The organism is Undibacterium sp. Ren11W (assembly GCF_049340485.1).
Classification (GTDB): domain Bacteria; phylum Pseudomonadota; class Gammaproteobacteria; order Burkholderiales; family Burkholderiaceae_D; genus Undibacterium.
Genome location: NZ_JBMPPB010000004.1, coordinates 253,368 through 267,587 on the forward strand (window position 1 = coordinate 253,368; position 14,220 = coordinate 267,587).

Annotated in this window: 14 protein-coding genes and 2 tRNA genes; 13 read left to right on the plus strand and 3 right to left on the minus strand. The window is 47.1% G+C overall.

The window, feature by feature from the left end:
• Positions 1-43: 43 nt before the first annotated feature.
• Positions 44-910 (plus strand): carboxylating nicotinate-nucleotide diphosphorylase, encoded by an 867-nt coding sequence (nadC, locus tag ACO0K8_RS11770; RefSeq protein ID WP_422946842.1) that lies wholly within the window; start codon positions 44-46, stop codon positions 908-910.
• A gap of 152 nt (positions 911-1,062) precedes the next feature.
• Here the strand turns inward: nadC and nadB are convergent, their stop codons facing one another.
• Together nadB and purT are read right to left on the minus strand one after the other, a co-directional pair.
• On the minus strand, positions 1,063-2,667 hold the full coding sequence (gene nadB / locus ACO0K8_RS11775) for an L-aspartate oxidase (protein WP_422946973.1): 1,605 nt from the start codon (positions 2,665-2,667) through the stop codon (positions 1,063-1,065).
• 126 nt (positions 2,668-2,793) lie between these two features.
• Complete coding sequence (gene purT / locus ACO0K8_RS11780; protein WP_422946843.1) at positions 2,794-4,008, minus strand: formate-dependent phosphoribosylglycinamide formyltransferase; 1,215 nt, start codon at positions 4,006-4,008, stop codon at positions 2,794-2,796.
• A 299-nt stretch (positions 4,009-4,307) separates the two neighbouring features.
• On the opposite strand from purT, the gene ACO0K8_RS11785 reads away from it, so the two are divergent.
• The 12 genes from ACO0K8_RS11785 (at position 4,308) to ACO0K8_RS11840 (ending at position 13,611) form a co-directional block, all read left to right on the plus strand.
• Positions 4,308-4,580 carry an HU family DNA-binding protein gene (locus ACO0K8_RS11785; protein ID WP_422946844.1) on the plus strand — a complete coding sequence of 91 codons (273 nt, stop codon included), beginning with the start codon at positions 4,308-4,310 and terminating at the stop codon, positions 4,578-4,580.
• Between the two features lie 53 nt (positions 4,581-4,633).
• Positions 4,634-4,709, plus strand: a tRNA-Val gene (locus tag ACO0K8_RS11790).
• 29 nt (positions 4,710-4,738) lie between these two features.
• Positions 4,739-4,815, plus strand: a tRNA-Asp gene (locus ACO0K8_RS11795).
• Positions 4,816-4,887: 72 nt separating this feature from the next.
• Entirely contained in the window at positions 4,888-6,807 is a 1,920-nt protein-coding gene (locus ACO0K8_RS11800) for a SurA N-terminal domain-containing protein (RefSeq protein WP_422946845.1), read from the plus strand.
• 218 nt (positions 6,808-7,025) lie between these two features.
• Positions 7,026-8,465 (plus strand): cytochrome-c oxidase, cbb3-type subunit I, encoded by a 1,440-nt coding sequence (gene ccoN / locus ACO0K8_RS11805; RefSeq protein WP_422946846.1) that lies wholly within the window; start codon positions 7,026-7,028, stop codon positions 8,463-8,465.
• A gap of 27 nt (positions 8,466-8,492) precedes the next feature.
• Entirely contained in the window at positions 8,493-9,110 is a 618-nt protein-coding gene (gene ccoO / locus ACO0K8_RS11810) for a cytochrome-c oxidase, cbb3-type subunit II (protein ID WP_422946847.1), read from the plus strand.
• A 30-nt stretch (positions 9,111-9,140) separates the two neighbouring features.
• Positions 9,141-9,287, plus strand: coding sequence for a cbb3-type cytochrome oxidase subunit 3 (locus ACO0K8_RS11815; RefSeq protein WP_422946848.1), 147 nt, complete (start codon positions 9,141-9,143; stop codon positions 9,285-9,287).
• Positions 9,288-9,289: 2 nt separating this feature from the next.
• On the plus strand, positions 9,290-10,276 hold the full coding sequence (ccoP, locus tag ACO0K8_RS11820) for a cytochrome-c oxidase, cbb3-type subunit III (RefSeq protein ID WP_422946849.1): 987 nt from the start codon (positions 9,290-9,292) through the stop codon (positions 10,274-10,276).
• A gap of 74 nt (positions 10,277-10,350) precedes the next feature.
• Complete coding sequence (gene ccoG / locus ACO0K8_RS11825) at positions 10,351-11,733, plus strand: cytochrome c oxidase accessory protein CcoG (protein WP_422946850.1); 1,383 nt, start codon at positions 10,351-10,353, stop codon at positions 11,731-11,733.
• A gap of 8 nt (positions 11,734-11,741) precedes the next feature.
• Positions 11,742-12,287: a FixH family protein gene (locus ACO0K8_RS11830; RefSeq protein ID WP_422946851.1), complete on the plus strand. Its 546-nt coding sequence runs from the start codon at positions 11,742-11,744 to the stop codon at positions 12,285-12,287.
• A 49-nt stretch (positions 12,288-12,336) separates the two neighbouring features.
• Entirely contained in the window at positions 12,337-12,594 is a 258-nt protein-coding gene (locus tag ACO0K8_RS11835; protein WP_422946852.1) for a hypothetical protein, read from the plus strand.
• A gap of 252 nt (positions 12,595-12,846) precedes the next feature.
• Positions 12,847-13,611 carry a sulfite exporter TauE/SafE family protein gene (locus tag ACO0K8_RS11840; RefSeq protein WP_422946853.1) on the plus strand — a complete coding sequence of 255 codons (765 nt, stop codon included), beginning with the start codon at positions 12,847-12,849 and terminating at the stop codon, positions 13,609-13,611.
• Between the two features lie 209 nt (positions 13,612-13,820).
• Here the strand turns inward: ACO0K8_RS11840 and ACO0K8_RS11845 are convergent, their stop codons facing one another.
• Positions 13,821-14,174 (minus strand): flagellar basal body rod C-terminal domain-containing protein, encoded by a 354-nt coding sequence (locus ACO0K8_RS11845; RefSeq protein ID WP_422946854.1) that lies wholly within the window; start codon positions 14,172-14,174, stop codon positions 13,821-13,823.
• Positions 14,175-14,220 lie beyond the last annotated feature (46 nt).

Below are 14,220 nucleotides of genomic sequence, written 5' to 3' on the forward strand. Positions count from 1 at the left end.
AAGATTTGCGTATCTAGACCTGAATAATGAAATGAGCCATTAAATGAGTAGTAATTTAAAAAACAGTTTCGCACCATTCGACCATGATTTACATGCTGCTTTTCAGCGCAACGTGGCCATCGCTTTGGACGAAGATATTGGTGCTGCCGATTTGACGGGTTTGCTTGTGCCTGATACTCAGCGCGTGCAGGCGCAGGTGATCGTCAGGGAGTCTGCAATTCTCTGTGGTGCGCCCTGGGTTGATGCAGTCATGGCAGCTTTGGATGAGTCTATCACCCTAGATTGGCAGTATGCCGAAGGTGATTTTATGCGCGCTGATAGTGTGGTGTGTAAAATCGTCGCACCGGCCCGCGCCTTACTCACGGCTGAGCGCAGTGCCTTGAATTTTCTACAGATGTTGTCAGCCGTAGCCACTGCCACCCATCATTATGTGGATATTACTAAGGATAGCTCTGCCGCGATACTCGATACGCGTAAGACTTTGCCGGGTTTGCGCCTGGCGCAAAAATATGCGGTGCGGGTGGGGGGCGGCAAGAATCAAAGGCTGGCTTTGTATGACGGCATTTTGATTAAAGAAAATCATATTGCAGCAGCTGGCGGTATCGAACTGGCTTTGCGCGCAGCCAAGTCTCTCAATGCTGGCGTGACGATACAGATAGAGGTAGAGACTTTAGAGCAGTTGCAGCAAGCTTTGCATGCTGGGGCTGTTTCGATATTATTAGATAATTTCAGTACCGATATGATGCGCGCTGCGGTGGATTTGAATGCTGGTCGCGCCTTGCTGGAGGCTTCCGGTGGAGTTGATATGACGAGTGTGCAAGCGATCGCCCAGACTGGCGTTGATCGCATCTCTATCGGCAGCTTGACCAAGGATATTCGAGCAATCGACTACTCTTTGCGGATTATCTAAGCTTGATGCAGTGACAGCTTCTGCTGCATTCGCACCAGAAATTAAATAGGGCATAGGCCGCTTGCGCAATATCCATGCGGGTTTCGAGCCATGTGCCGCCAGCAGGCGCATGGAATATGCGCGCTGGCGGTGCCACTTTTAAAACTCCTGATTTACTTTTTTCGTTTAGGTGATAGCACCGTCGCTAGTGCTTTTGGCATGGTATCGGGGTAATCTCGGCTAAAGTGCAAGCCCCGGCTCTCGCGGCGCGACAATGCGCTGTTGACGATCAAGGAGGCGACCTCGACCAGATTGCGCAGTTCCAGCAAGTTATTGCTAATGCGGAAATTGGCGTAATACTCGTCTATTTCTTCTTTGAGTAATTTGATGCGGTGTTTGGCGCGCTCCAGACGTTTGGTGGTGCGCACGATGCCTACATAATTCCACATGAAGCGTCGCAACTCGTCCCAATTATGGGCAATCACCACTTCTTCATCCGCATCTGAAACACGGCTTTCATCCCAATCGGGTAAGTAGGGCAGGGAGACCAGTTCTTGTTCTGCGATATGCAGGGCCGCGGCCTTGCCTACGACCAGGCACTCAAGCAGAGAGTTGCTGGCCAGACGGTTGGCGCCATGCAGTCCGGTGTAAGCGGTTTCGCCTACCGCGTATAAACCTGGCAGATCGGTGCGACCCGTGGTGTCGGTAACGATGCCACCGCAAGTGAAATGCACAGCCGGGACGACCGGTATCGGCTGTTTGGTAATGTCTATGCCTAATTCCAGGCAGCGTGCGTAGATAGTGGGGAAGTGTTCTTTTAAAAATTCCGGACTCTTGTGGCTGATGTCGAGTTCTACATAATCCAGGCCGCGTTTCTTCATCTCGAAATCGATGGCTCTGGCTACCACATCGCGCGGTGCTAACTCGACCCGTTCATCGTGTTCCAACATGAAGCGTGAACCCGCTGCATTGCCAGCTTCGGGCGGTAATTTTAAGTGACCGCCTTCACCGCGTACCGCCTCGGTAATTAAGAATGATTTGGCGTACGGGTGATACAGACAAGTCGGGTGGAACTGCATGAACTCCATGTTCGCGACGCGGCATCCTGCGCGCCACGCCATCGCGATGCCGTCGCCGGTGGCCGTGTCGGGATTGGTAGTGTATAGATAGACTTTGCCGGCACCACCAGTTGCCATCACGGTGTGCTGCGCGCTGAAGGTGTGGACTTCGCCACTTTTAACATCTTGTACGTACAAGCCTAAGCAGCGCGGTGGCAGGCTGTTGTCGCCGATTTTTGTCGAGGTGATGACGTCGATTGCATAATGATGCTCAAACAAACTGATGTTGGGGTGGTTGCGTACTTGCTGCTCTAAGGTGGTTTGCACCGCGTGACCGGTGGCGTCGGCCGCATGGATGATGCGGCGCTGGCTGTGGCCACCTTCGCGCGTCAAATGAAAGCCAAGTTCCGCCTCATCATCGCGCGTAAATGGCACACCTTGTGCTATCAGCCAATCAATCGCTTCCCGACCATGTTCGATAATGTAGCGGGTGGCACTCTCGTCGCACAAGCCACCGCCTGCGATCAGGGTGTCGGAAATATGCTGTTCGTGACTATCGCCTGAGTCCAAAACTGCGGCGATCCCACCTTGCGCCCAGTCACTGGCACCATCTAATAAAGTGCGCTTTGAAATCACCGCAACTTTGCGGGTCTTTGCTAAATGCAGTGCCACTGATAAACCGGCTAGGCCGCTACCCACAATTGCTACATCAAATTTCATCATAAAACAGGTCGTAAAAATTAAACGTTAATTTCGCGTCGGAAGCTGAACTATAGGTGATATTGAGACGCGCGGTTGCTAATCACCGATTTTATCGCCCCAATATCGACTTACATAGCCTTCGGCTTATTCAGTCACGATCACTGGCTTTACTTTGGCCGCAGCTTGTTTTGCTAAATTTCGTGCCGTATCTGTGTCTGTCGCTCTGGCCAGAGCGACACCCATACGTCGGCGGCTAAAAGACTCTGGTTTGCCAAACAGGCGGATATCCACCCCTGGCGTTTGTAAAGCTTCTGCTACGCCCTCAAAGGCAATCCCTGCGTGCTCGTGCTGACCATAAATCACTGCCGATGCTGCTGGCGTATGCAGTGAGACATCGACAGGCAAACCTAAAATAGCTTTTGCATGTAGTTCAAATTCGCTTTGATATTGACTGGCCATGGTAACCATGCCGGTGTCGTGTGGACGCGGGCTGACTTCGGAAAACCAAACCATCTCGTCTTTGACGAATAGCTCAACGCCGAATAATCCTAATCCACCCAAATCATCGGTGACTTTTTTAGAGATTTCACGCGCACGCTCCAAAGCACGCGCGTGCATCGCTTGTGGTTGCCATGACTCGACGTAATCGCCATGTACTTGCACATGCCCGATAGGCTCGCAAAAATGGGTTTCGATCTGGCCATCTTTGCCGATTGCTCTTACTGTTAATTGTGTGATCTCATAGTCGAAATCGACGAAACCTTCAACAATGACGCGGCCTGCGTTGACTCGTCCACCGGAAGCCGCGTAATCCCAGGCGGCCTGAACTTCACCTGCATGGTCGATCTTGGATTGTCCTTTTCCCGATGAAGACATGACAGGTTTGATGATGCACGGAAAACCGATTTGCGCGCATGCCTCTTGCAACTCTTGCAGATTATCTGCAAAGCGATAGGCTGAGGTCGGCAGGCTCAAAGTTTCCGCAGCTAGTCTGCGTATGCCTTCCCGGTTCATTGTCAGCCAGGCAGCGCGCGCGGTGGGGATGACGCGGACTTTGCCGGTCGCTTCTAGTTCAACTAAGGTGGTGGTGGCAATGGCTTCAATTTCCGGCACCACCAGATCGGGTTTTTCCAGCTCTATCAGTTGTGCCAGGGCTGTGCCATCGGTCATGTCAATAACATGGGCGCGATGAGCTACCTGATGGCCTGGTGCATTTTGGTAGCGATCAACGGCGATTACTTCTACTCCAAGTCGTTGCAGAGAGATGATGACTTCTTTGCCTAGTTCGCCGGACCCAAGGAGCATTACCTTGGTCGCTGCTGGGGAGAGGGGAGTGCCGAGTCGTTTAATTGAATTCATTTTATCGTGCCAAGTAAAAATAAAAGGGATGGCGCAAATTGCGCTGATCAGTCTTTACCAGAAAAATTGCAGGGGTTTTTTGATCGGTGCGAAGTGTGCTGATTACTTTGAAATTATACTTTTGATTTATCGAGAAAAATGTTCTTGAAGTGCAAAGAAACTATGTAAAACACTTGACACGATGCTTTACTGCTTGATCTAATACCGCATGCAGATTTTCTGCTTACCGTGATAGATGGACGACCAACAAGGCATACGAAGACATCGTTACGACGTTAAACTTTTGTGAGGGGGCGTAAGTGAATAAAACTGAATTAATCGATCATATTGCGAAAACAGCCGACATTTCTAAGGCTGCGTCATCGCGCGCCTTGGATGCTTTGATCGGTGCAGTAAAAGTGACTTTGAAAAAAGGTAACACGGTAACTCTGGTCGGTTTCGGGACCTTCTCTGTTGGCAAACGTGCCGCTAGAACTGGCCGTAATCCACGTACCGGTGAAGCAATTAAAATCAAAGCAGCTAAGGTTCCTAAATTTAAAGCTGGCAAAGCTTTGAAAGATGCTGTAAACTAATGGACTTCGTGGCGCGGTGACAAGCGCCGCAATGTTGTTAGTGTCGTATGATGGGGCGCTTAGCTCAGTTGGTAGAGCGGAGCCCTTACAAGGCTTAGGTCGGGAGTTCGAGCCTCTCAGCGCCCACCATAACACTAGTAGCATAGAGTAGTAAATTAGGAGTGGTAGTTCAGCTGGTTAGAATACCGGCCTGTCACGCCGGGGGTCGCGGGTTCGAGTCCCGTCCACTCCGCCAAAATCTAAAAGGCGAACGAGAGTTCGCCTTTTTTCATATTCGGAATCAGTTTGTCATAGTGATCGGTTGAGCATGTTTGAATATATTCGTACCCACCAACGCATCATGCAGCTTCTATTGCTGCTAATTATTTTTCCATCGTTTGCTTTTTTTGGCATTGAGAGTTTTACTCGCTCCAATGGCGCCGCTACTGCGGTAGCAACAGTTGCTGGTCAAACGATTAGCCAACAAGAGTTTGACTCTGCTCAGCGTGAGCAATTGGATAGATTGCGTCAGACCTACGGTCAGCAGTTCGACTCCAAAATGCTTAGTTCGCCAGAGGCCAAACAAGGACTTTTGGATGAGTTGGTCTCGCGTAAAGTGATCGCTGTTGAGGTTGTAAAAAATCATTTGTCGGTCAGCGATCAAAGTTTGCAGCAAAATATTTTATCCACACCAGGCTTAACCAAGCCGGACGGTGGATTTGATACTGGTCGCTATAAGAGTTTATTGGCGGCGCAAGGCATGAATCCAGCGATGTACGAGCAGCGATTGCGTCAGGATTTGGCTTTGCAGCAGTTATTGAGTGCGGTTCAAGGAACTGCATTTTCTTCTAAAACTGTCGCTGACCGTATTTCTGCTATTTATGAGCAAGAGCGTGAAGTTCAAAAAATGGACTTTAAAAGTAGCGACTATCTGGCGCAAGTCAAAGTCACTGATGCGATGCTGAAGGCGTATTACGAAAAAAATTCAAATCAGTTTGAGATTCCGGAGTTGATCAAGGCTGAATACGTCGTGTTTAATGATGAAGCTGTGGGTGCGCAAGTGAATGTTACTGATGCCGATATTCTGGCTCACTATGAACAAAACAAAAAAGCGTACGCCACAGAAGAGTCTCGACGTGCAAGTCATATTTTGATTTCAGTTAAAAAAGACAGTAGTGAAGCCGATCAAAAAAGTGCAAGAGCCAAGGCGGAGGGTTTGTTGACTCAAGTGCGTAAGAATCCTGAGCTATTTGCCAAATTAGCTAAAGAAAATTCACAAGATTCCGGCTCTGCAGAGCGTGGTGGCGATGTCGACTTCTTCACAAAAGGCGCGATGGTTAAGTCGTTCGAAGATGCCGCCTATAAACTGAAACTCTCTGAAATCAGTGACTTGGTTCAATCTGATTATGGCTTTCATATCATTCAGTTGACGGCGATTAAGCCGGCCGCTATCAAGGCAATAGATGAAGTAAAGGGGCAAATTGCAGCTGATATCAAGAAGCAAAAAGCTGCTAAGTTGTATGCCGAGTCAGCTGAAGTTTTTACTAATATGGTGTACGAGCAATCGGACAGCTTAAAAGCAGTTGCGGATAAATTGAATTTAAAAATTGAAACCGTTGCCTCTTTAAACCGCCTTCCTAGTGCTGCGATTCCGGCGACTGTTCCGGTAAATAATCCTAAATTTTTGAAAGCGATATTTTCCGAAGATTCGCTGAAGAAAAAACATAACACTGAGGCAGTTGAGGTCGCTCCGAGAACATTGATTGCTGGCCGTGTTCTGGAATATAAGGCGGCAAGTAAGCGTCCTTTGGAAGAAGTGAAGAATTTAATCGAGGCCAAAGTTATTCAGATCGAAGCTGCCGCGTTAGCGAAGAAAGCTGGAGAATCAAAATTAGCCACACTTAAGGCGGCTGATAGTGTGAGTGGCTTTGCTGAGTCCAATGTAATTTCACGTTTAAAGAACCAGGGAATTAGTGGTGATGCTTTTTCCGCTGTGATGAAGGCGGATGCTCAGAAACTACCTGCCTTTATTGGTGTCGATGTGCCGGGTTCTGGTTATGCAGTTTATCGTATTGCTAAAGTAAATGCTGGAGCGGTAGATGCAACTCGCCGTAGCTCAGAGCGGCAACAAATTGCTAATGCAGTTGCGCAGCAGGATATTTATACCTATGTCGAAGCCTTGAAGGATAAATCCAAGGTAGTGATCAATAAATCTGCATTGGCAATTCCTAGTTCGGCGCAGCAATAAAAATTCTTTAGCATTATTTTTGCTAAGTTCTTAGCAAAAAAAAGACGACACAGGATGTGTCGTCTTTTTTTTTGTGTCGAAAAAACGTGATTATTTTTCAATATGTTGCTAAAGTCAGTAAATGCTAGGGCTATGCTGTCGGTATTTGATTTGTATCAAGACAGCTTGAGCATTGAATTGCTATTCTTCAACTATACTTTTATCAACCGAGTGAGATCATGACTTTAATTAAAGAAAATACTTACAACTACCGTGTTGTACGCCAATTTTCTGTCATGGCAGTAGTTTGGGGCGTTGTTGGCATGCTTGTTGGCGTGTTGATTGCTTCACAACTTGCCTGGCCAGAATTTTTAGGAGGCATTCCTTGGCTGAGTTATGGCCGTTTGCGACCCTTGCATACGAATGCCGTTATTTTTGCCTTTGGCGGTTGTGCCCTGATGGGGACTTCCTATTATGTGGTGCAGCGCACTTCGAACGTGCGTCTATTCGCTGGTTGGTTGGCGGAGTTTACTTTTTGGGGTTGGCAGTTAGTCATATTGGCGGCGGCAATCTCACTTCCTTTAGGTTATACCCAAGGTAAAGAATACGCCGAACTTGAATGGCCTATCGATATTCTGATCGCCTTGGTCTGGGTCGCTTATGCCGTTGTTTTCTTTGGCACGCTGGCAAAACGAAAAGTTGAGCATATCTACGTTGCCAATTGGTTTTACGGAGCGTTTATTGTGGCAGTGGCGGTACTACATATTGTCAACAGCGCAGCGATCCCGGTTTCATTGGTGAAATCCTATTCGGCTTATGCCGGTGTGCAGGATGCGATGGTGCAATGGTGGTATGGTCACAATGCTGTGGGCTTCTTTTTGACGGCTGGCTTTCTTGGGATGATGTATTACTTTATTCCTAAGCAAATCGAGCGTCCTGTGTATTCGTATCGTCTCTCTATCGTTCACTTCTGGGCCTTGATTTTTACTTACATGTGGGCGGGACCGCATCATTTGCATTACACCGCTTTGCCTGATTGGGCGCAATCGATCGGTATGGTATTTTCATTGATTTTGCTAGCACCTTCTTGGGGTGGTATGGTCAACGGTATCATGACCTTGTCTGGCGCCTGGAGTAAGTTGCGCTCTGATCCGATTCTGCGTTTCTTGATCGTGTCCTTGTCGTTCTACGGTATGTCTACGTTTGAAGGCCCGATGATGGCGATCAAAACCGTTAATGCCTTATCTCACTATACCGACTGGACCGTAGGTCACGTGCATTCCGGCGCTTTAGGTTGGGTGGGTTTTATCACTATGGGTAGTTTGTATTATCTGATTCCTCGTTTGTTTGGGTTGACGCAAATGTACAGCAAGCGTTTGATCGAGATTCATTTCTGGATAGCTACCATCGGTGTGGTTCTGTATATCGCGTCTATGTGGATCGCGGGTGTGATGCAAGGTTTGATGTGGCGCGCAGTGAATGAAGATGGCACTCTGACTTATACATTTATCGAAAGTGTGAAGGCAACGTTCCCTTACTACGTGATTCGTATGGTTGGTGGCTTGATGTATCTGAGTGGCATGATCATCATGGCGTATAACGTCGCAAAAACTATTATGGCTGCCAAGCCAGTAAATAATGCGATTCCAGCCTTGCCTCATGTGTCAGCACATGCTTGAGTCAGTGAAATCAACAGGAGAATACTGATGCGAAATTTTACACATGATTTAATTGAACGTAATGTTGGCTTGTTACTTGTGCTGGTGATTTTAACCATCAGCGTGGGTGGTCTGGTTGAAATAGTTCCTTTGTTTTTTCAAAAATCAACGACCGAAGCGGTCGAAGGAATGAAACCATATTCGGCACTGCAATTGACGGGTAGGGATATTTATCTGCGTGAAGGTTGTTATGCCTGTCACTCGCAAATGATACGTCCGTTCCGCGCTGAGACTGAGCGTTATGGACATTACTCGGTTGCTGGCGAGTCTGTTTATGATCACCCGTTTCAATGGGGTAGTAAGCGTACTGGTCCTGATTTGGCACGTGTTGGCGGGCGCTACAGCGATACCTGGCATCGCGATCATTTGAATAATCCTCGTTCAGTAGTTCCAGAATCGAATATGCCTGCGTATTCGTGGCTGGAAAAAACTAAGTTGGATCCAGCAGAGATTACCCCGAAATTTCGGGCCATGAAAACACTGGGTGTGCCGTATACCGAGCAGCAGATCAAAGAGGCTGCATCTGAGCTGACAGATAAGACTGAAATGGATGCAGTTGTTGCTTACTTGCAGATTTTGGGTACTGCAATTAAAAACAAGAATTAAAGCGCATTGATCACTTTTTAGGGAGTAAATATGAATTTCACGATACTCAGCAGCATAGTGACGGTGGTTAGCATGGTGGTTTTTCTTGGCATTATTTATTGGGCCTTCAGCTCAAAGAATAAAGCGCGCTTTGAAAAAATAGGGCGCATGCCAATTGATAACGATAACGGGAAATAGTCATGGCAGATTTTTTTAACGAAGGATGGAGTATTGCGATTGCGGTCGCCGTGCTCATCAGTATTGTGGCTTGTGCTTTATTATTGTGGTCGCAATCCAAAGTGAAGGTAAAACTGGGTAGTGACGGTAAGCCATTGCCAGCGGAAACAACAGGGCATGTGTGGGATACGGATTTGATGGAGCAAAATAATCCGCTGCCACGTTGGTGGATGTGGTTGTTCTATCTCACTATCATTTATGCGGTCGGTTATCTAATCGTGTATCCAGGCTTGGGTAGTATTCAAGGGCGTTTTGGCTGGAGTCAAGTCGGCGCTTACGAAAAAGAAGTCAAAGATGGTGAACAGCAATATGGTCCTATATTTAATAAATTTTTGAATATGGATATTCCGGCCGTTGCGAAAGATGAACAGGCAAGGGAAATTGGTCAACGTTTGTTTTTAAATACCTGCTCCCAATGTCATGGTTCTGATGCGCAAGGTGGTAAGGGTTACCCGAACTTGGCTGATAGCGACTGGTTGTATGGTGGCGATCCTGAAACCATAAAAACTAGTATCTTGAATGGACGTCACGGTCAAATGCCTCCGATGGCTGCTGCGGTCGGTAGCGAAGATGACGTACGTAATCTGGCTAACTATGTCATGAGTTTATCTAATTCAGCGCATGACCCTATTAAAGCATCATTGGGGAAATCTAAATTTATGGCATGTGCCGCATGTCATGGTGCGGAGGGGAAGGGTACGCAGGCATTGGGCGCGCCTAATTTGACGGATAAAATATGGCTCTATGGTGGTGGTATCGATAATGTGATGGAAACCATCAATAAGGGGCGCGGCAATCAGATGCCAGCTCACAAAACCTTGTTGGGTGATGCCAAGGTACATTTGCTGGCCGCTTATGTCTGGGGTTTATCGAACAATTCTGCTGTAGCTGTTACTCAAGCGGAAGCGGGTGCAATCAAGCAGATTGCCAATGCACCTGTCGAGAAGTAAATTAGTCGTAAATTAGAAGTAATTCAGAATTGTTTGATAGAAAAATGAAAATTATACCGATAGTCCCAGCGCCCATGAGTGAAGTCGAAATGGCGTTGTTTGAGGAGCGTAGGAAGATTTATCCTCGTTCACAAAAAGGCTGGTTTGCCTCGTGGCGCTGGGTGTTGGTATTTTTCACTCAAATTTTATTTTATGGAGGGGCTTGGTTACATTGGAATGATAGGCAAGCCGTTCTATTTGATCTGACGACTAGAAAATTTTATATTTTTGGACTGGTTTTATGGCCGCAGGATTTTATTTATCTCGCGGTGCTATTAGTTATTTCTGCCTTATCCCTATTTCTATTTACTGCAATAGCAGGGCGTTTATTTTGCGGCTATGCTTGTCCGCAAACTGTGTATACCGAAATCTTCATGTGGATAGAAAAGAAGATAGAGGGTGATAGAAATGCGCGTATCAAACTAGATGACGCACCCATGTCCGTGCGTAAATTTTCTCTGAAGTCTGCTAAACATCTAGCCTGGCTGGCGCTTTCGCTCTGGACTGGATTTACCTTTGTTGGCTATTTCACGCCTATTCATGTATTGGCGCAAGAAGTGTTTGCTTTCACACTTGGGCCTTGGGAATATTTTTGGATCTTGTTTTACGGCTTTGCTACCTATGGCAATGCCGGTTTTATGCGTGAACAAGTATGTAAATATATGTGTCCGTATGCGCGCTTCCAAAGTGCGATGTTTGACAAAGATACTTTAATCGTCACTTACGACACTGCACGTGGAGAGCCACGTGGCTCACGCAATAAAAAAGTTGATTTTAAGGCTGAGGGCTTAGGCTCATGTGTCGATTGCGGCATATGTGTGCAGGTCTGCCCGACGGGCATCGATATACGCAAGGGCTTGCAATATGAATGTATCGCTTGTGGTCTATGTATTGATGGCTGCGATCAGGTCATGGACAAAATGGGTTACGAACCAGGTTTAATACGCTATACCACTGACCACGCACTAGAGCGCAAACTCGATAATAAAGCTATGTGGCGACGTGTGTTCCGTTTGCGCACCCTGATTTATGGCAGCATACTCGGTGTGATTATTTTGGCTGCAGCCCTGTCCTTGGCCTATCACGTTCCACTTAAGGTTGATGTGATGCGCGACCGTAGTATGCCTAAAGTGACCGATACAGGAGCGATTGAGAACGTGTATCGCTTACAGATTACCAACTCGCATGAAGAAGCCCATAAGTATTTGATTTCGGTGAAAGGCGCTCAGGGAATTGAAATTGTCAATCAGACCGAAATCGACGTGCCGGCAGCATCGGTTATTCCGTTTCCAGTACGCGTTCGTATACCTGCGGGTGTTGCCGAGGTCGGTTCAAACCGAATACGTTTTGTGATTCAGGATATTAACGTGCCAAAAATCACAGTGACCGAAAAAGCGGTATTTTTGGTACCGAAATAGGGAAAAATATGAATTCGATATTACTGCAACAAAAGACAAAAAAAGATATCTGGTATAAGGAGCCGTGGTTACTTCTTGTAGTCGGCGGTCCTTTGATCGTGGTTTGTGCCAGTTTGTTTACCGGCATGATCGCCTTTAGAGGGGCGGATAAGGTGGTTGCCGAGGATTATTACAAGCAAGGCTTGATGATTAATAAGGATATACAACGCGATGCCAGGGCACGTGCACTGGCACTTTCGGCTACCATTACACTGGACTTGGCTGCGGGCAAGCTAAAGATGCAGTTAGCCGCAAATCAAACGATGCCTGATACGGTGCAGGTGAGTCTTGCCAGTGCCGATAAAAAAACATCTTCAGTTACTGAAGTGATTCGTCGATTGCCTATGCGCCAAATACAAGCAGGTAGTTATGAGGGGGATTTGAATTTATCATCAAATCTATCGATAGCCGCGGTAAAATTATTGCACGTCAAAGTTGAGACCACGGAGTGGCGTTTAACTGGCGATTGGTTCGAGCCAGAGCAAAGGCAAGCGCATCTAGCTGCAGCGAAATAGAGGCGGCTCCTTGGTTTTGAAATAAATAACCATTAGAAGGAGACAGAATTTGAACAACAGCAATTCTACCAATACCAATCCACAGTTACGCTCGATATTAATGATCGTTTTGTGGCCCGCATTTTTGATGGCGTGTGTAGCAACTGGCCTATTTTTTAGTCTGGTTGATCCTATGGAATTGATCGTTCTGGATGAACGTATCAAGGTTCATGCGTTGGGAGCGTACACGATAGGTTTTTTTGCTTTTTGGTTGTTAGGAATTCTATCTAGTGCATTGACTGCCTTATTGGTACAAAAATCTCGATAAGTTTGCCAAATCTTAAAGTTAAAAAGTGGAGAATCATCCGATCTTAAATAGACTAGCTTTTGGTATTTTAGACGGGTTAATTCGTCGTTTTTAGACCCTGGCTCCAAGGCCTCACTTCCACCCTATGTATTGTTACCTCTCCAAATGCCATGCCAAAACAAGACTAACTCATTTGGCGTGGAGTAGCATAAACGCACACGCCGGGAGTGCACGGCAACCCTCGTCTCATGTGAGAATTTACCTTTGATTACCTTGCCGTTGGCTCTTGCTGCATTGAGCGCAGGCGCTATAGGTGGTGTGCATTGCGTAGGCATGTGCGGAGGAATCTCGTCCTTACTTTCTCAAAATGCGAGTGCGCGTACTGGGATGAAAGTAATACCGATTGCCAATAGCCGCATCCCAATTACTTCTAGTGCTTGCAAGAGTAAACCAGCGGCTAATACGCTGCGTTATCAATTCTTGCTGCATAGCGGTCGCTTGTTGACCTATATGTTGATTGGTGCTGTGTTCGGCGCTATGGGCGCCGCAGGTGTGATCGCTCAGCCTTATCTGCCGCTACAACAGATTTTTTATGTTATGGGTAACCTGGCATTGCTGTTGCTTGGTTTTCGCTTACTTGGGCTTAGACCCGCTCTGATGTTTTTTGAGGTAGTGGGCAACTTTGTGCAGCGCCTCGCCAGCGCCTTTCTGCCAGGCATGCTCACTGGCGCTGCTTCTCCATTATTGGTGGGGATGAGCTGGGGCTGTTTACCTTGTGGCCTGTTGTTTGGTATCGCTCCATTTGCGTTCCTATCAGGCGATGCTTATTCTGGTGCCTTGTTGATGTTGTTGTTTGGGCTGGCAGCTTTGCCGCATCTCTTATTTGTGCAAAGCCTGCATAAATGGAATCCAAACGCGCGCTACTTTGGTGTCGTTCGAGGTACCAGCGCCGCGATCCTGATACTGATCGCTTTGTTTGGGTTGTGGCATTTCGATATGCAAGACATGCCAGGGTTTTTGTGCATAACCCCGATGTGATAGAGAATATTTATTGGTAGTGAAATGTGCTGGAGGGTGAGTGAATCATCAAGTTTTTTCAGATGTAGACCTATCACGCACTATCCATGCGGGTTTCCAGCCAACATCGAGCTGCAGGGCGCATGGAGACTGCGTAGTCGAGTTGGAGTATGAAAAAAACGTAGAAGGTCGTCGGAGATGCTTAGTTCAGCACTTCGTTCGCTGGAAAATTAGGCGCTAATGTCAATCACCGTGCCTAGTAGTGCGTCGGCAGTCTTGACGATTTTTGCGGAAAAATCGAATCCCAATTGAGATTGTATCGAGCTCACTAATTCTTTTGCAAGGTCTGTGCCGCTATCTTCAGCACTGGTGTTAGGCGTTTCAGCTGCGGTCGTTTGCGCTGCCAAACTTCCTTCTTTACTAATGTTTACGACCACACCACCTGTTTTTGATTCTTGAAATTGAGCCTGCTGTGGCACGAATCCAGCGGTGTTAGCATTGGCAATATTATGGGCGCTGCTGTCAAGCGCACCCTGATAGGCTTTTAGTCCAGAAAGACCAGTGTTCAAGGCGGTAATAGACATGATGCAATCCTAGGTAGTGACTAGCGAAAGACTACACTGATTTTGG